Annotated in this window: 14 protein-coding genes; 5 read left to right on the top strand and 9 right to left on the bottom strand. The window is 37.6% G+C overall.

Translation table 11 applies throughout. From position 1 onward, the window contains the following. Positions 1–20: 20 nt before the first annotated feature. Together kdsA and pyrG are read right to left on the bottom strand one after the other, a co-directional pair. Positions 21–878, bottom strand: a complete 858-nt coding sequence (kdsA, locus tag AC4CUY_RS10820; RefSeq protein ID WP_336950950.1) for a 3-deoxy-8-phosphooctulonate synthase — start codon at positions 876–878, stop codon at positions 21–23. A gap of 30 nt (positions 879–908) precedes the next feature. Further along, positions 909–2,549 (bottom strand): CTP synthase, encoded by a 1,641-nt coding sequence (pyrG, locus tag AC4CUY_RS10825; RefSeq protein ID WP_336950949.1) that lies wholly within the window; start codon positions 2,547–2,549, stop codon positions 909–911. A 229-nt stretch (positions 2,550–2,778) separates the two neighbouring features. Here pyrG and AC4CUY_RS10830 point away from each other — a divergent pair, with 229 nt between their 5' ends. Beyond that, a complete protein-coding gene (locus tag AC4CUY_RS10830; protein ID WP_004719918.1) occupies positions 2,779–3,243 on the top strand; it encodes a hypothetical protein in 465 nt (154 codons plus the stop codon). Positions 3,244–3,385: 142 nt separating this feature from the next. On the opposite strand, the gene AC4CUY_RS10835 is transcribed toward AC4CUY_RS10830, so the two are convergent. After that, the gene (locus AC4CUY_RS10835; RefSeq protein ID WP_336950948.1) at positions 3,386–4,804 is read right to left on the bottom strand and encodes an aspartate ammonia-lyase; all 1,419 of its coding nucleotides are present in this window, start codon (positions 4,802–4,804) and stop codon (positions 3,386–3,388) included. 145 nt (positions 4,805–4,949) lie between these two features. Here AC4CUY_RS10835 and AC4CUY_RS10840 point away from each other — a divergent pair, with 145 nt between their 5' ends. After that, the gene (locus AC4CUY_RS10840; protein ID WP_490774106.1) at positions 4,950–5,825 is read left to right on the top strand and encodes a LysR substrate-binding domain-containing protein; all 876 of its coding nucleotides are present in this window, start codon (positions 4,950–4,952) and stop codon (positions 5,823–5,825) included. Positions 5,826–6,116: 291 nt separating this feature from the next. Here the strand turns inward: AC4CUY_RS10840 and AC4CUY_RS10845 are convergent, their stop codons facing one another. The 3 genes from AC4CUY_RS10845 to AC4CUY_RS10855 all read right to left on the bottom strand — a co-directional run bounded on the left by AC4CUY_RS10845 (position 6,117) and on the right by AC4CUY_RS10855 (position 9,868). Beyond that, the gene (locus AC4CUY_RS10845; RefSeq protein WP_419327297.1) at positions 6,117–7,199 is read right to left on the bottom strand and encodes a YheT family hydrolase; all 1,083 of its coding nucleotides are present in this window, start codon (positions 7,197–7,199) and stop codon (positions 6,117–6,119) included. Between the two features lie 90 nt (positions 7,200–7,289). Further along, positions 7,290–7,700, bottom strand: coding sequence for a nuclear transport factor 2 family protein (locus AC4CUY_RS10850; protein ID WP_336950945.1), 411 nt, complete (start codon positions 7,698–7,700; stop codon positions 7,290–7,292). Between the two features lie 143 nt (positions 7,701–7,843). Then, a complete protein-coding gene (locus AC4CUY_RS10855; protein ID WP_336950943.1) occupies positions 7,844–9,868 on the bottom strand; it encodes an oxidoreductase in 2,025 nt (674 codons plus the stop codon). Positions 9,869–10,036: 168 nt separating this feature from the next. On the opposite strand from AC4CUY_RS10855, the gene AC4CUY_RS10860 reads away from it, so the two are divergent. After that, positions 10,037–10,588, top strand: a complete 552-nt coding sequence (locus tag AC4CUY_RS10860) for a PadR family transcriptional regulator (protein ID WP_004719902.1) — start codon at positions 10,037–10,039, stop codon at positions 10,586–10,588. A gap of 8 nt (positions 10,589–10,596) precedes the next feature. Next, positions 10,597–11,508: an alpha/beta fold hydrolase gene (locus tag AC4CUY_RS10865; protein WP_490774107.1), complete on the top strand. Its 912-nt coding sequence runs from the start codon at positions 10,597–10,599 to the stop codon at positions 11,506–11,508. A 457-nt stretch (positions 11,509–11,965) separates the two neighbouring features. Here AC4CUY_RS10865 and AC4CUY_RS10870 read toward each other — a convergent pair whose 3' ends face one another. The 3 genes from AC4CUY_RS10870 to AC4CUY_RS10880 form a co-directional block, all read right to left on the bottom strand. Continuing rightward, complete coding sequence (locus AC4CUY_RS10870; protein WP_490774108.1) at positions 11,966–13,231, bottom strand: DcaP family trimeric outer membrane transporter; 1,266 nt, start codon at positions 13,229–13,231, stop codon at positions 11,966–11,968. A 108-nt stretch (positions 13,232–13,339) separates the two neighbouring features. Then, positions 13,340–14,713, bottom strand: coding sequence for an MFS transporter (locus tag AC4CUY_RS10875; RefSeq protein WP_483770967.1), 1,374 nt, complete (start codon positions 14,711–14,713; stop codon positions 13,340–13,342). A 461-nt stretch (positions 14,714–15,174) separates the two neighbouring features. Further along, positions 15,175–16,101: a LysR substrate-binding domain-containing protein gene (locus tag AC4CUY_RS10880; protein WP_336950939.1), complete on the bottom strand. Its 927-nt coding sequence runs from the start codon at positions 16,099–16,101 to the stop codon at positions 15,175–15,177. A 281-nt stretch (positions 16,102–16,382) separates the two neighbouring features. Here AC4CUY_RS10880 and catA point away from each other — a divergent pair, with 281 nt between their 5' ends. Continuing rightward, positions 16,383–17,303 carry a catechol 1,2-dioxygenase gene (gene catA / locus AC4CUY_RS10885; protein ID WP_483770966.1) on the top strand — a complete coding sequence of 307 codons (921 nt, stop codon included), beginning with the start codon at positions 16,383–16,385 and terminating at the stop codon, positions 17,301–17,303. Positions 17,304–17,350: the final 47 nt, after the last annotated feature.

Here is a 17,350-nt window from a genome sequence, read left to right on the forward strand (position 1 = left end):
TAAGATGCTTTCTAAGCGCATCAATGTGTATCTAACTTTTTGAAACCTTTAACTAAGGTATCCAATTCTTTTAACTGCGCTAAAAACGGCTCAAGCTGCGACATACGTAATGCACAAGGTCCATCACATTTTGCATTTTCAGGGTCTGGATGACTTTCTAAAAATAAACCTGCAAGCCCAGTCGCCATACCTGCACGAGCTAAGGTTGTGATTTGAGCACGACGTCCGCCTGCTGAATCTGCACGACCGCCCGGTGTTTGCAATGCATGCGTTACATCAAAAAATACTGGTACATTCATTTCTTTCATGGTGTCGAAACCCAGCATATCAACGACTAAGTTGTTATAGCCAAATGACGTACCACGTTCACACAAAATGAGTTTGTTATTACCCGCTTCTAAACACTTATTTAGAATATGGCTCATTTCACGAGGAGAAAGGAATTGCGCTTTTTTGATATTAATAATGGCTTGAGTTTTCGCCATTGCTTCAACCAAATCAGTCTGACGACTGAGAAATGCTGGAAGCTGGATAATATCTGCAACTTCAGCGACAGCGGCAGCTTGGTGAGGTTCATGGACATCGGTAATAATCGGAACATTAAAATGCTTTTTAATGTCACCTAACCATTCGATACCTTTTTCCAAACCAGGGCCACGGAACGAATGTAAGCTTGAACGATTGGCTTTATCAAAACTGGCTTTAAATACATATGGTATTTCTAAACGCGTACAGATATCGACATAAGTTTCTGCAATTTCAAAAGCTAAGTCTTTCGACTCAAGTACGTTCATGCCGCCGAATAATACAAATGGCAAGTGATTTGCCATTTGTATATCGCCTAAACGTACAATTTCTTGTGGTTTTAATTGTGACATTTAAACTTCCTAGTTTAAGTTCTTACATACTTACTTGCTGTTTTGGTGCTGCTTTTTAGCAGCATCGATAAAACTAGCAAATAATGGATGTCCATCACGTGGTGAACTTGTAAATTCTGGGTGGAATTGTACAGCAATAAACCAAGGATGTTCAGGAATTTCTACAGTTTCAACAAGATGTTGCGCAGTAGAATAACCTGAAATTTTCATACCTGCTTGTTCAATTGCAGGAATGAAGCGATCATTCATTTCATAACGGTGACGATGACGTTCAGTAATTTCAGCTTTGCCGTAAACTTCACGTGTTTTAGTACCTTCAACCAATTCTGATTTTTGGGCACCTAAACGCATTGTGCCACCAAGGTTTGACTCAGTACTACGATGCTGGATTTCACCACGTTCATCTAGCCATTCCGTAATTAAACCAATCAATGGGAATTTTGTTGAACGATTAAACTCTGTAGAAGTCGCTTCTGGCATAGCAGCAACATGACGAGCAAATTCAATTACGGCCAATTGCATACCTAAACAAATACCCAAGAAAGGTACTTTGTTTTCACGGGCATATTGAATCGCCTGCATTTTACCTTCAGTACCGCGCTCACCAAAACCGCCAGGAACTAATATTGCATCAATACCTTTTAATACTTCAGCAGGATTTTGGCCTTCAAGTTCTTCTGCATTGATATACTCAATTTGAACTTTGACACGATTTTGAATACCTGCATGTAAGAGTGCTTCATTAACAGACTTATATGCATCAGGCAATTCAACATATTTACCTACCATCGCAACTCGAACTGTGTATTCTGGGTTCAATAATGCTTCAACAACATGATCCCAATCCGAAAGATCAGCTTCAGGCAAGCTGTCATAACCAAAACGTTCACAGATTAAATCATCAACATTTTGTTCATAAAATGTACGAGGAATTTGATAAATTGAACGCGCATCTTTACACACCACAACGGCACGTGCTTCAACGTTTGTAAAGAGTGCGATTTTACGGGTAGTATCTGCGTCAACATCATGTTCAGTACGACAAATCAGAATGTCGGGTTGAATACCAATCGACAATAATTCTTTAACAGAATGTTGAGTTGGTTTGGTTTTAAGTTCAGCAGCAGACTTGATATATGGCAATAAAGTCAAATGCATCAACATGGTACGTTTATGACCAAGCTCAACCATCAACTGACGTACAGATTCCATGAATGGGAGAGATTCAATGTCACCTACTGTCCCACCGATTTCCACAATGGCAACGTCATAACCTTCGCCTGCGCGAAGAACACGTTCTTTAATATTATCCGTAATATGCGGAATAACTTGTACTGTACCGCCGAGGTAATCACCACGACGTTCTTTATTTAAAACGTCTTGATAAACACGACCTGAAGTAAAGTTATTCAATTTGGTCATTTTGGCACGACGTAAGAAACGCTCGTAATAACCCAAATCTAAGTCAGTTTCAGCACCATCTTCTGTGACAAATACTTCACCGTGCTGGAATGGGCTCATAGTCCCAGGATCGACATTAATGTATGGATCCATTTTGACCATGGTTACTTTTAAACCACGGGCTTCTAAAAGTGCAGCAACTGAAGCAGCTGAAATACCTTTACCTAGTGATGATACAACACCACCAGTTACGAATATAAAATGGGTCATTAAGTTTCTCGTACAATGGAGCCTAAATTGGCCTACAATGTTGTGCGATTTTACTTTACCTTGTACCAAGAAAGCAAAGTCAATTCACATCAATTCATAGAACAATAAACAATTGGCTATTCTATCAGCATTTCCAATAAAAAATTAGCACTTGATAAGGTGATTTTTAAATATCATTTTGCTGTTATACTAAGTAACATCTCTTTAATACGTTTTGTTTTGAGTCATTATGAATAAGAAATTTTTAATTTGTGGTGCAATTGCGACAGCGCTTTTGGTATCTGCTTGTGTAAAAAAAGAAGAGCCTAAAGAAGCTGAGCAAGAGAAAGTTGAAACTGCTCAGCCTGCGACTTCTGAACCGACACAGTTTGAAAGCTTACCAAGCGTTGAACAGAATAATGCACAACAAGTCGAAATTCCGGCACATGTAGAAGTTGAACGCACTGAAACAGCAAATACAACCACAGAAATTCGACGCGAGCCAACGCATGAAGCTCATGCAACAATGCCAAGTGCACAAGCAGAAAGTAAACCTGCTGCGACTGAGGCAAAGCCTGCAAAAGCAGAGTCAGTAAAAACTGAAACTGCACAAACTAAAACTCCAGCACCAAAAGCAAGCTCTGGTTCAGCCCAATCTGAAGATGATGCTGTTGCCGCAGCCATCGCTGCTGCTACACCAGCTTTGAAAAACTAAGATTTTTCATCACTAAAAAAAGGGAAATTATAATTTCCCTTTTTTTATAAATCCGTTTAAATATTAAGCTTTATCTGTCATATGAAACTTAATTTCTAATGTAAGTCATGAATTGCTTAAATTGCACAATAAGTTTAAAAAACTAAGCTGCGTGTTGTTTTGGCTGAACCATGTTATGAACAGCAAGTACATCCGCCAAAATTTCATCTGAAAGTAATCCCTCAGCTTTAATCAAAGCCAAAACACTCTCCCCAGATTCATTTGCCATCTTTGCAATTCGTGTAGTAGTTTCATAACCTAAATATGGGTTTAACACCGTAATGATACCAATTGAGTTATCCACTAAATGCTGACAATGTGCCGCATTGGCACGAATATTTTGGATGCACTTTTCATTCAGCATTTGCATTGCTTTACCTAATAGTTCAATAGACTCAAATAGTTTAAGCGCAATTAATGGCTCAAACGCATTTAATTGTAGTTGTCCACCTTCTGCAGCCAAAGTAATTGCTAAATCATTTGCAATAATTTGATAACACGCCAAATTCATCGCTTCAGGAATCACTGGATTTACTTTTCCTGGCATGATTGAACTACCAGGCTGGCGTGGCTCCAATTGTATCTCGCCGATACCAGTACGTGGCCCACTCGATAACAAACGTAAATCATTAGAAATTTTAGACAACTTGGTTGCAGTACGTTTGAGTAAACTTGATAAAAGTACAAAGTCACCCATATCTGTAGTCGCTTCAATCAAATCAGGTGAGCTTGAAATGTTTTTACCAGTGATTTCTGATAAAGCTTGAATTGCATTTAAGCGATACTCAAGCTCGGTATTAATTCCCGTACCGATTGCTGTTCCACCTAAGTTAATCACACTGAGTGAATCTGGCATAATATGATTTAACTTTTGCAAATCATTTTGTAAGGTATGCGCAAAAGCACTAAATTCTTGCCCTAATGTCATCGGTACCGCATCTTGTAACTGAGTACGTCCCATTTTCAAGATATCAGAGAACTCTTCAGCTTTGCGACCTAAGCTTTCAATTAGTTTTTGAAACGGAATATTGAGATGATCCAATGCAAACAATAGACCTATTTTTATTGCACTTGGGTATACATCATTGGTCGATTGAGACATATTTACATCGTTATTGGGATGTAGATATTGATATTCGCCTTTTGCATGACCCAGAAACTCTAATCCAATGTTTGCAATAACTTCATTTGCATTCATATTTGTAGAAGTTCCTGCCCCACCCTGAATCATATCAATAGGGAATTGATTATGGTATGAACCATTTATCAATTGCTGACATGAATGTTGAATCGCTTTATATTTATTTTCTTCAATTTTATTTAATTTAAAATTAGCCTCTACACAAGCAGACTTCACCATAGCAAGCGCTTGAATAAAAATAGGGAAATGACTTAATTTATGCGCACTTAGGTTAAAGTTCTCAACCGCTCTTAATGTTTGTACACCGTAATAGCAATGAAATGGGACTTCTTTCATTCCCAATAAATCTTTCTCAGTTCTCGTTTTAATTTCAATGTTCATTTGCAATGTAACTCTACGAAGATAATCAATTCATCTTAGGTGAAACAATCTAAACTTGACCAATGTAAAAAAATATATCTGTATGCATTTTTTGCATATCACTTGTTATACTTTGCTTGAGTTAAATCTTTATTGGTGATTGAACATGACGCTTGAAATTCGGTGGATAGAGGATCTTCTTGCATTAGACCAAGAAAAATCCATTTCTAAAGCTGCAGCTATACGTCATGTCACTCAATCGGCTTTTACACGTAGAATACAAAATATTGAAGAGTCGTTAGGGTTTCAAATTTTAAAGCGTTATAGTAAAAATATTGATTTTACAGATGCTGGCCAAGTCTTACTCTCCACAGCAAAAAATATTAAAAACCAAATGGATACAACAATAAAATATTTAGAAAAAAACATTAAGGATAATGAACTCTCAATTAAATTTGCAGTATCCCATTCTCTCATCACGCAGTTTTTTCCTAAGTTTATTCAAAAACTATACTCAGACTATAATGATCTAAAGTTGGAAATTATTGCTGCAAATCTGCAACAAGGCATACATTTATTAAAAGAAGGTTCTTGTGATTTTCTCATTTGTTATTGTGATCAACTCACTTTACAACAATTGGATCTCACACTTTTTATCTATCATAAAATTGTAAATATGCAAATTGTGCCAGTTACAGCAAGCAAAAATGGATTACCTAAATACCAACTTAACCAGACATTCCCCCTTTTGGCCTATAGTAAACAAGCCTATCTGAGAAAATGTGTAGATAAAATTATAGAAAGTAAACTCAATTATCGAACATTATATGAAACAGATAATGCCAGTGACTTAAAAGCCTTGGCTTTACAAGGCTTAGGCGTAGCTTGGTTACCTCGCTTACTGATTGAAGAAGAAATAAATGAAAATAAATTAAAAATACTTGATGGTTATAGTTTCTTTCAAGATATTTATATCGTTCGTAGCAATATTATTTACTCACAAAAGATAAATTTTGTTTGGAATTATTTAGCACTTAAATAGGCCTTTATTTTAAATAAAGATCTTTCTTACTTCAAAAAATGATCATATAACGTGAATCTATTGATATTGAAAAGTGCTTTTTCTCACTGGAAGAAGGCTAGGATGGGTGTGATTTTATGTTGATCTATGTTTTAACATCGACTTATAAAAGAAGTCTAATATTTACCTTAGCTTAGAACTTAGCATCGATCAAACACCACAGTTGAGCAATTAAAACTGACGGATCAAATAATAATAATAGTTTGATCTGTCAGTTTTTTAACTTGAATAGATATTTATTGGTATTGCATATCATGAATACTGTTTTAAAAAATCAGCCATTAAACGAGAAGCCCAAGATTTTGTATTGAGTCCTTCATAAAAACCACAATGACTGCCCTTTTTAGTTGTCACTACCACAACATTATCCATATTTTGAATGGTTTCTTTAAACGGTTCTAAATTCTTGATTGAACATACAGGATCATCTTCTGAGTTTAGAATCATTAATGGAATTTTAACATTTTCAAATACATAAATTGGATTGGTGGCTTTTGAGTAGCTTTCATAATCTGAAAAACCAGCCATTTCAAAATATTCAGTCTGAAACTCTTGTAGGGTTTTCGTTTGTAGAACATTTTGTACCGAATGTAATGGTGTCCATGTTTGCTCATAAGGCTTAATAAATGCCTTAAACAATTTTTTGGTCATGACTTTGGTATAGAAAGGATGGACATTTTGAAACCCAAGCTCGGTATCATAACCAGGGCACATGGCAAAAGCAGCTTTAAAAGGTGTATCTAGGCCTTGTTCACCAAGATAACGCACAAGTAGGCCTGTACCAGCGGAAGAACCTACTGCATAAAGATCAGATTGTGGAAATGTGTTTTGAATCGAAGCCAATTGTTCTTTTAAATCAGAAGTTGAACCAAAAATTGACATGCGAGGAACAGGCATGGGTAAGCCCGCATGCCCACGGCGTAGACATAATGCAATACGCCATCCCGTATACTCATGGAGATCTTTGACCAATTCACGCATACTGTCAGGTGTGCCTGTAATCGTATGCATAATCACGATAGTTGGGGTTTCTTGTGGTAAATCGTAGCCATACCAAGCAATAGCCGTGATACCGCCATCTTGCATGGTCAGCTGATCAATTCGATCATAGTCCAGCTTAACGGATTTTTTCTTAATTAAATCAAAATATAACAGGTGAGCATGGGTATTGCTGAGCCATGGTGTAGGACGATATTTATTTTGTAGTTGAGGGAGTTTCTTAATGATCTCAGACATTTTTCCTTGCTGATTAAAATAAAGCTTTGGTAATTCAGCACCTGTCACTTGATCCAATAAATCTTGGCTAATCTCAGTAAACTTATGTAATACAGACATTTTCCACCTCAACTCTTTTATCACTCATCATCATTTTAAAAATTAAGAAATTTTTCACGCTTAATTTTATTTATTGCAGTATATACGTAATTAGGCTTTAGGTATAAAGCTGGCCATACGTTGCCCCATTTGAGCTGCCAATGCTTCCAAACCACTTTTTGGTCGAATCATCACTTCAAAATCAACAATTTGACCTTGTTCATTAAAACGAATCATATCAATCCCTTTTAATTTTTTTTCACCCACATTGGCAGAAAATTCTAAAACTACACTTTGCTCATCTTCTGTAAAAAATTCTCGATGATATGTAAAGTTTTCAAAAATTTGAATCACATTACTTAAAATGAAAAAGACCACTTGCTTACCTTCATAGGGGTTATAAGCCACAGGTGAACGAAAAACCACATCGTCTGCCAGTAATTCATTTAAAAGACTCATGTCTCGACTTTCCAGCATGTTGTGCCATTTTTTGATTGCAGGCTTGGTATTTGTATAACTCATTTTTTATATCCCTTTGATTTGAAATAATTTGAATTCGTTTCCAGTCATTTTCTTAAAAATCCAGTCATGAAGTCCCTTCTCTCGCAGCATGCTTCACACTACACATGATTTAAAGAGAAGGAGTTCAAACAGGGTTTATTCTTTTAAATCACAGCTGCCAATTCAGCACCTTGGCGAATTGCACGCTTCGCATCTAACTCGCCCGCTTCTTTTGCACCACCAATCAAATGTACAGATTTTCCATCAGCTTGGAGTTGATCAAACATCGCTGTATAAGGTTCTTGGCCTGCACAAATCACCACATTGTCGACATCTAAAATCATGGTTTTGTCGCCAACCGTAATATGTAAGCCCTGATCATCAATCTTGTCGTAACTTGCGCCAGGAATCATATTGACATGACGATGTTTTAAACCTGTACGATGAATCCAACCTGTTGTTTTGCCTAAACCAGCACCAACAGATTTGGCTTTACGTTGCAGTAAATATATTTCACGAGGAGATTGTTCGATCTCAGGTTGTTTCAAGCCACCCACATGTTCATATGATGTATCAATTCCCCATTCATCATAGAATTTTTGTGGATTTAAGCTGCCACTTTCACCTTCATGAGAAAGATATTCAGCAGTATCAAAACCAATACCGCCTGCACCAATAATTGCCACTTTCTTACCGACAGGTTTACGCTCGCGTAAAACCTCGATATATGACAAAACTTTTGGATGATCGATACCTTCAATATTTAAATGGCGAGGCGTTACACCTGTAGCCACCACAACATCATCAAAGTCACCTGTCGCTAACTCTTCATAGCTTGCAGTGTGGTTAAGTACCAGTTTGATATTCGGTTGTAATTCAATTTTACGTTTAAAATAACGTAAAGTTTCATAGAACTCTTCTTTGCCAGGAATGGTTTTTGCAATATTAAACTGACCACCAATCTGATTAGATGCTTCAAAGATTGTGACTTTGTGTCCACGATCAGCTGCATATGTTGCAAAACTAAGTCCTGCTGGACCTGCCCCAATCACAGCAATATTTTTAGCTTCTGGTGATTCTTTAAAAATAAGTTCAGTTTCATAGCATGCACGTGGATTGACCAAACACGTTGCAATTTTCATTGAAAAAATATGATCTAAGCAAGCTTGGTTACAACCGATACAGGTATTGATTTCATCAGCACGGCCTTGTTCAGCTTTCAATACAAAATGCGAATCTGCAAGCATTGGGCGCGCCATCGAAATGATATCGGCATCACCTTGAGCCAAGACATGCTCAGCCATTTCAGGCGTATTGATACGGTTCGAGGTAATTAAAGGAACTTTGACGGAACCTTTTAATTTTTTAGTCACCCAAGTAAATGCGGCACGCGGTACTTTGGTGGCAATGGTTGGAATACGTGCTTCGTGCCAGCCAATTCCAGTATTGATAATGGTTGCACCAGCTTTTTCAATTTCTTTGGCAAGTTGAATTACTTCTTCAAGTGTAGAGCCACCTTCAACCAAATCCAGCATAGATAAACGATAGATAATGATGAAGTTTTCGCCGACTTCCTGACGTGTTCTTCTGACAATTTCAATCGGGAACCGGATACGGTTTTCATAACTTCCTCCCCATTCATCATCGCGATGATTGGTTCGTGCAGCAATAAACTCATTGATCAGATAACCTTCTGATCCCATGATTTCCACACCATCATAACCTGCGATTTGTGACAATTTTGCACAATTGGCAAAGTCTGCAATGGTTTGATGAACTTCTGCTGAAGTTAAAGCATGCGGTTTAGTTGGATTGATGGGCGCTTGTATCGCAGATGGTGCAACATTTTCAGGCTGATATGAGTAACGACCTGTATGTAAAATTTGCAGTGCTATTTTACCGCCAGCATCATGCACAGCTTTGGTAATGACCTTATGTTTTTCTGCTTCTTCTAAATGATCCAGTTTTGAACCACCAAAGAATGTTACCCCATGATCATTGGGCGAGATACCACCCGTCACAATTAAGCCAACACCACCTGCTGCACGTTCTGCATAAAATGCAGCCATACGTTCATATCCACCTTGGACTTCTTCTAGTCCAACATGCATTGAACCCATCAATACACGGTTTTTTAATGTGGTAAAGCCTAAATCTAAAGGCGCAAGTAAATGCGGATAATTAGACATGTGAACTCCCTTGGCGTGCTCTCGCTAGCTATCAATCTGTTAAATGACACTTCATATCTGTTTAATGCAACAAGTTGCATAGTGTGAGTATTTATAATCGAGATTTGATTTTTATGCAACATGTTGCATAATGACTTTATATTCATTTTGTTGATGTGATATTACACAATGTCATTAGCCCATGTTTTATTGACCAGTCTGATAGAGAAGCCAAGTACAGGTTTTGAATTGGCGCGACGCTTTGACCGATCTATGGGATTCTTCTGGAATGCAACGCATCAACAAATCTACCGTGAACTTAACGGCATGCAAAAGAAAGGCTGGATTTCCACACTTGAAGATCAGTCTGATCATGGCCGTAAAAAAACCTATCAAGTTGAGCAACTTGGACGCGTCGAACTGGCAGACTGGATGGTCAAACAAGGCCAACCTGCCCAGCTTCGCGAAGAAATTATGGTTCGCTTACGGGCAGAAGCACAATTTGGTGGAAATACTGTTTTACCTGAACTTGAGCGTCATTTAGAATTACATCGTGAAAATTTAAAACTATACCGCCAGATTTTTTCCAAAGATTTTGAACAAATCGAGCAACTGGATCGAACTTTATATATTCACAAAATGATTTTACAATTGGGTATAGACTTAGAAATGGGCTGGATCAATTGGCTCGACCAAGTCATTCCACAGCTTAAAGCGTTTGAGAATAAAGAGAATTCATAGGAAACTGCATGCCACACTATACAATGCCAGATGGTGAAAAATTATTTGTCCGTGAAATTGGTCAGGGTGAACCTGTACTGGTTTTGTCTGGTTTAGGCATGCATAGTTGGCAATGGCTTCCCTTTTTACTGCCTAATATCAAACATTATAAATTTTATATCCCAGATTGGCGCGGATTTGGTGGCTCTAGAACCTGTAAGATCCCTCAAGAAATCGATGCGATTAGCAACCATTGGCGTGACCTTGACAGCTTAATTGATCAACTGAATTTAAATAATTTTATTCTTATGGGTTATTCCATGGGAGCAACCACTGCCATGCATGGGATGCAATATGGCAATTTGGCTGAAAAACTCAAAGCTTATCTACACATTGACCAAACCCCTAAAATTCCAACGGATGAAACATGGGAATTTGGTTTATTTGGGAAAAAGTATTTTAAAATTAAAAGATTGCTAAAAGACTTCTCTGATTTTTTACATCAATATTCAAACTATCGTTTTGTCGATGAATTACCAATTGAACCACGAACTGAATTGATTCAAATTTGGTTAAATTTTATTAAAATTCAAGGCAGTAATAAATTAAGCCCCTTTATGTTTAATTTGGCGCTTAAACATCCTCAATTACAAAAACATTTATTGCCTATCCGTCGAATGGATTATTTAACATGGTATATCGATAATTATCTAAACCATGATGAAGATTATCGTCAGGCAATTTCACAATTGGAATGTCCAACTACATTCTTTATTGGGGAAAAGTCATCCCTCTATCCTGCTGAAGGTCAAATGCAAATTTCCGACAGTTTAGCCAATGCAAAAAATATTATTTTTAAACGTTCAGGGCATACGCCGCTTATTACAGAACCTGTGAAATTTAGTCATGCAATCCGTTTATTTTTAAAAGAATCCGCTTAATTTAAACGAATAACGAAAAATATAAAAACCTCATTTAAATCAAATTAAAAGAGGTTTTTCATCAAATTACTCATGTTATTTTTAAAAAATGCTTTTAAAGTCGTTATTTAATACCAATCCATAAATTGATCATCATATAAATTAAACAGCTTTATATATTATTGAATCATACATGGTCATTCTATCGTGAGGCGACATGGATGTCGCTGTTGGGTGGGGGTACAGGACGTACCTCTCACCCAACATAGAATTTTTGTCCCTTTTCATCCCTGAAAAGGGAGGCATCGCCTACGCAAATATATTTAAACTTTAAATGCAAGGTATGGCCGTACAAACTTTATCACCATATGAATTAACATTTATAGAATGATATAAGTTTGATATTTTTTAAAGACTTAACCTCATTTTAATATCCTCTAAAAGCCTATTTTCGTAAGAAGACTAATAGAAATGTTTATCAAAAATTATACATCGCAACCGCATTAAAACGATTGTCCTCACCTGTATCCTGTCCATTAGGCGCTGCAACAAAGGCTTTACGCTCACCATAAACATACTCCAGACCAAAACTTAATGGCTTTTTCGGGCTATAAAATACATTGGCCCAAGCTTGCCAAAGTGTTTTATTGGCTTTGGTTGGATCACTTAAATATCGAATATACTCCTGATTTTCATCCGCTTTCATATAGCCATATCCCAATGTTCCTCGCCATTGTGAGTTAAACTGTTGCGTCACTCCAACAGTGATTGAGTCAAATTGATTCAGCGCCATGATGTTTTTATTGGCATCTATGGTAAAGCCTTGGTTCGTCCATGACACTAAACTGGAGTCACCTTTAACATGATAATAATCTGCTTTAAGTGTGGTTTTTGCAGAAATATCGTATTTTGCTCCAAGTCCAACACCCCAAGCGAGTTCATTATCAGCAACTGTTCTCTTTTCACTAACCATGCCTCGCAAACTCAATGCACCCGCTCGATCAGCAAATGATTGATTTAATCGAGTTGATAAAACCGGGATCCGCATATTCGATAAGGCATCTTTGGAATCTTCCAAAGCCGTTACCAGCTGTGTTTCTGCATTAAATTTATGGGTATAACGAATTTGTGCATCACGTTTAACAGCGCCCCCCACATAACCCAAAGCATCAATTGTTTCTGGCATATAATCAGGCACTGCAAAGTTAGACCATGTTTGACCAATCAACCACTGACCATAATTAAAATAGGCATGGCGAATTCTAAGTCCATCATTCGCACCTAAGAAATCAACTTCTATTTTTCCAGAAATATCTTTGTCAGCAGTTTTAAAATCTAAACCTAAACGAGTCGCGGCAAGTGTCGATTTTAATTGATCACTACTTTCATTATGGCCTTTAAGCGGTACGGTATTGATCTGATTATACAGTCGATCGGCACTTCCACCTTCCGACTGATACAATAGATCCGCACGGATATTCCCATATAGTGTTACTTCTGCGCCTGCTTTTGTTCGTGCAAAGCTTTGATCTTTTGCCTGCGATACAACCTGTGCCGTTTTAACATTGTTTTCCAATGCCACAATTTGCTTATTTTGCACCTGTTGCTGTTGTTCAATCATTTCACGTAATTGTTTAACTTCATTACGTAACTGCTCTACTTCTGTTAATGAATCTGCATGTGCCATATTTAGGCTAAGTAATCCCATTGACACCAAAATAATGTTGTAGTTAAATTTTTTCATTGTAGAAAGCATCCTATTCTCTACGATTGATTATTTTGAACCAGCCTTAATCCTCATGATTCAGGCTGAAATACCAAGTCAGTTTGTGCGTGAGTTTGGTTTACGAGCTTAGTTAATTGTATTTCCAACAATATTTTGTTGAGTTGTTGGTGCTTCGGCCGTTTGAGTTTTTTCCACTGAAGCATTTAAATTCACAAAGAATATTGCCAGTGCTGCAATAAATCCAGGAACAGCGATAACAAGAAAATTCATTTGGTGAGGTAACTCTAAGGTCAGCAATGCACCTGTTAAGACTGGTCCAACAATGGCACCAATTCGTCCAATGCCTGATGCCCACCCCATACCTGTAGAACGTACTGTTGCAGGATAAAATTGTGCAACAAAGGTATAGAGTAAAATTTGTGAACCAATGGTTGCTGCACCAGCAATTGCAATCAAGGTATAGAGAATGAATTGTGGGCTTTTAAAACCAAGGAAAATGAGCGCAATCGCACCAACTGTAAACATGATGGTCAATACGGGTTTAATATGAAATTTATCCGCCAAAGCACCACCACCAATTGCACCAACCATGCCACCAATATTTAATGCAAATAAGAAGATCATACTTGCACCTAGTGAATAGCCTGCTTGGATCATTAATTTAGGCAACCAACTTCCGAGTGCATAAACCATCAATAAACACATAAAGAAAGCAATCCAGAACATTACTGTGCTTGATCGACGACCTTGCTGAAACAATGCACGTAACGGTGCTTCATCACCAGCAGTGACTTCATTTAATTCAAATTGAGTCGAGGCATGAATCTGTTGCTGCGGTGCAATTTTCTGTACCACTTCTCGCACTTGATCGGTCTTGCCTTGATGAGTTAGAAACATCAATGATTCAGGTAAAAACTTCCAAATAAGGGGTAAAGCTAAGAATGGGATAATCGCGATATAAAACATGATTTTCCAACCATAATCGACCACCAGCCAAGCACCAAGCAAGGCAGAGGTCATACCACCAATGGCATAGCCACTAAACATCACAGCGACCAGTGTGCTACGTATACGTTTAGGTGCATACTCAGTCATTAAAGCCACAACGTTCGGCATCACACCACCAATACCAAGTCCTGCTAAAAATCTGAGAATCCCAAATTCAACGGGGGTTGATGCAAATGCACCGAGAAAAGTAAATCCACTAAAAATAGCCACACAAATCATGATGGTTTTTTTACGGCCCAACTTATCAGACAGTGTTCCAAAACTCATTGCACCAAACATCATGCCAAAAAGTGCTGTGCTGGCCAGCAAGCCTGCTTGTACAGCAGTTAATCCCCACTCTTGCATCAATAAAGGTAAAGCTACGCCATAAATAACCAGATCATAACCATCAAAAATAATAATTAATAAACACCACAATAGAACGCCCCAATGAAAAGGGCTGAATTTTGCTTCATCCACGATGCGATTAATATTTAGTTTACTCGTTTGCACTTTTGCCTCCTGCGGTGAAACGCTACGAAATTTTTTCAAACAATGAGGCAGCTGTTATTTTTTGTCCAAAACCGATTGCATATATATCCATACCTTAAAAGTCGGTTTAATATTTTTTATTGAATAAACAAGGGATTAAAAAGAATTAATAAAGAAATCGGGCTTTATATTTTCAATGATTTATTTTTTATTTTAATGATTATCTCGATATTTTTAGAGTATTAGAACAAATCAATCGACTTTTTCTGATTTTTCAATATGTTACTTTTCACGTAAAATAACATCTATAAATGACTTTTCATTCAATGATTGGACTGAATGGATTTTTCATAAATCGAAAAAATGATCATATGGTGTGAATAAAATTGGTATTGAAAGTCCCTTCTCCCTTGGGGGAGAAGGCTAGGATGAGGGGGATTTTATGTTGATTTATGATTTAAAAAAGAACTTAGGAAAGAAGCCTAATATATCGTCGTAAAGCTCGCACGATCATATTGAAAACCCTCTAAATCATAAACCTGATAAATACAATCAAATAAAGACCGAATATTTTCGCTTTCATCCATACAGCGTATTGCCATAAAAATTGGACTTTTTGCAGAGCTATCTAACAATGGGATATAGATTAAATTCGGCAATTGAATGGTTTTTGCACTCTCAGGCACAATACAAACGCCTTCACCCGCAGCGACCAATCCCAAAGCCAGTTGAATTTCTCGAACTTCTTTTAAATTTTTAGGATCTAGCCCATGTTCAGAAAATAAATGACGAACTTGAGTGGAAAAATTGGGCTTAGGATGACTTGGGTAAAGAAATAAGTTCTCATCTGCAATATCGGCAAAATAAGTGCCTTTAGAATCTGTAGCGAGATGGTGACTGATATGAACAGCCAACATTAACGGCTCCTCTCGTAATAAAACTCGCCTAATGGCAGGATCAGAAATTCTTAAACGTCCAAATCCAACATCAATACGCCCCTCTTTAAGCGCCTGAATTTGATCTTTGGTACTCATTTCAATCAGCTCAATTTTTAAATGTGGCTGCTGTTGGCGAAACATATAAACGATTTTGGGTAATAATCCATACAGTAAAGAACCCACAAAACCCATAGTCACCGTTTTTTCAATTAAGCCAATTCGCTTAGTCATGGACTTTACTTCTTCGGCATTAGACAAAAGTTTAACAGCGTGTTGATAAAAAAAATGCCCAGCTTCTGTGGTTTTTAAAGGACGGCTTCCTCGTTCAAAAAGCGCTATACCCAATTCACCTTCAAGGTTTTGAATCTGTCTACTCAGTGGGGGCTGAGCAATATAAAGCTTCTCTGCTGCTTTAGTAAAACTTTGTTCTTCTACAACAGCAACAAAATAGCGCAAATGCCTGAGTTCCATCTCAAACTCCATACCTTTAAGATATAAAAAAATGCAAATTTGATCTTAGACAGCGATCATCCATTCTTTTAAGGTATATCAAAAGCAAGATGTAAAGCAAGACTGTAAAACTTTTGATATTCACAGCCAGCCAAAGAATCACATTCTGTTAGCCCAATGAATCACTTTCAACAGTTTAAGCTTTAAGTTTCGCGCATGAAGAACATGGAAAGTGGACAGCAAAGTTTCAAGCGAATTTTTCGTATGCAATGCCAAACCACGCATACTGCAGGAGATCTGGTATGAACCGTCAAGAAATCGACACTTTGGTCAAACAAATGAATGTAGACACTGCAATAGGTGCAGTTGATACACGCGTACAACAAGTGGTGGTACGTTTATTAGCTGACTTATTCCAGGCCATTGAAGATTTAGACATTTCACAAAGCGAATTATGGAAAGGCCTAGAATATTTTACCGATGCAGGTCAAGCCAATGAACTTGGTCTTTTAGCAGCGGGTTTAGGTTTGGAACATTATCTAGATTTACGTGCTGATGAAGCAGATGCTAAAGCTGGAATTACAAGTGGTACACCCCGTACTATTGAAGGTCCATTATATGTCGCTGGTGCGCCTGAATCTGTCGGCTTTTCTCGTATGGATGATGGATCAGAAAGCGATAAAATCGAGACCCTATTTATTGAAGGTACGGTAACTGATACAGATGGCAATATTATTCCAAATGCTAAAGTTGAAATTTGGCATGCCAACAGTTTAGGTAATTATTCTTTCTTCGATAAATCACAATCAGATTTTAATCTCCGCCGTAGCATATTGACTGATAGCAATGGTCAGTATGTTGCACAAACAACTATGCCCGTTGGCTATGGTTGTCCACCGCAAGGGACGACTCAGTTTGTACTGAACAAATTAGGTCGCCATGGTAACCGTCCATCTCATGTGCATTATTTCGTATCTGCACCCGGCTATCGTAAATTAACCACACAATTCAACATCGAAGGTGATCAATACCTTTGGGATGATTTTGCTTTTGCAACACGTGACGGCTTAGTGGCGACAGCTATTGATATCAGTGATGAAGCTGAAATTGCCCGTCGTGGTCTCAACAAACCCTTTAAACGCATTTCATTCAATGTAGCACTGGTAAAAGAACAATCTAAAGCACCATCTACAGAAGTAGATCGTCGTCGCGCAAGCGCTTAAACCCACACGCACGGAACCGAAATGTTTGCACTATTGCAGCACTTCGG

The organism is Acinetobacter sp. 778_lipA (assembly GCF_058242985.1).

Coding starts and splice junctions, on each gene's coding strand:
- kdsA (WP_336950950.1), bottom strand. CDS start 878: ATGTCACAATTAAAACCACAAGAAATTGTACGTTTAGGCGATATACAA.
- pyrG (WP_336950949.1), bottom strand. CDS start 2,549: ATGACCCATTTTATATTCGTAACTGGTGGTGTTGTATCATCACTAGGT.
- AC4CUY_RS10830 (WP_004719918.1), top strand. CDS start 2,779: ATGAATAAGAAATTTTTAATTTGTGGTGCAATTGCGACAGCGCTTTTG.
- AC4CUY_RS10835 (WP_336950948.1), bottom strand. CDS start 4,804: ATGAACATTGAAATTAAAACGAGAACTGAGAAAGATTTATTGGGAATG.
- AC4CUY_RS10840 (WP_490774106.1), top strand. CDS start 4,950: ATGACGCTTGAAATTCGGTGGATAGAGGATCTTCTTGCATTAGACCAA.
- AC4CUY_RS10845 (WP_419327297.1), bottom strand. CDS start 7,199: ATGTCTGTATTACATAAGTTTACTGAGATTAGCCAAGATTTATTGGAT.
- AC4CUY_RS10850 (WP_336950945.1), bottom strand. CDS start 7,700: ATGAGTTATACAAATACCAAGCCTGCAATCAAAAAATGGCACAACATG.
- AC4CUY_RS10855 (WP_336950943.1), bottom strand. CDS start 9,868: ATGTCTAATTATCCGCATTTACTTGCGCCTTTAGATTTAGGCTTTACC.
- AC4CUY_RS10860 (WP_004719902.1), top strand. CDS start 10,037: ATGTCATTAGCCCATGTTTTATTGACCAGTCTGATAGAGAAGCCAAGT.
- AC4CUY_RS10865 (WP_490774107.1), top strand. CDS start 10,597: ATGCCACACTATACAATGCCAGATGGTGAAAAATTATTTGTCCGTGAA.
- AC4CUY_RS10870 (WP_490774108.1), bottom strand. CDS start 13,231: ATGAAAAAATTTAACTACAACATTATTTTGGTGTCAATGGGATTACTT.
- AC4CUY_RS10880 (WP_336950939.1), bottom strand. CDS start 16,101: ATGGAACTCAGGCATTTGCGCTATTTTGTTGCTGTTGTAGAAGAACAA.
- catA (WP_483770966.1), top strand. CDS start 16,383: ATGAACCGTCAAGAAATCGACACTTTGGTCAAACAAATGAATGTAGAC.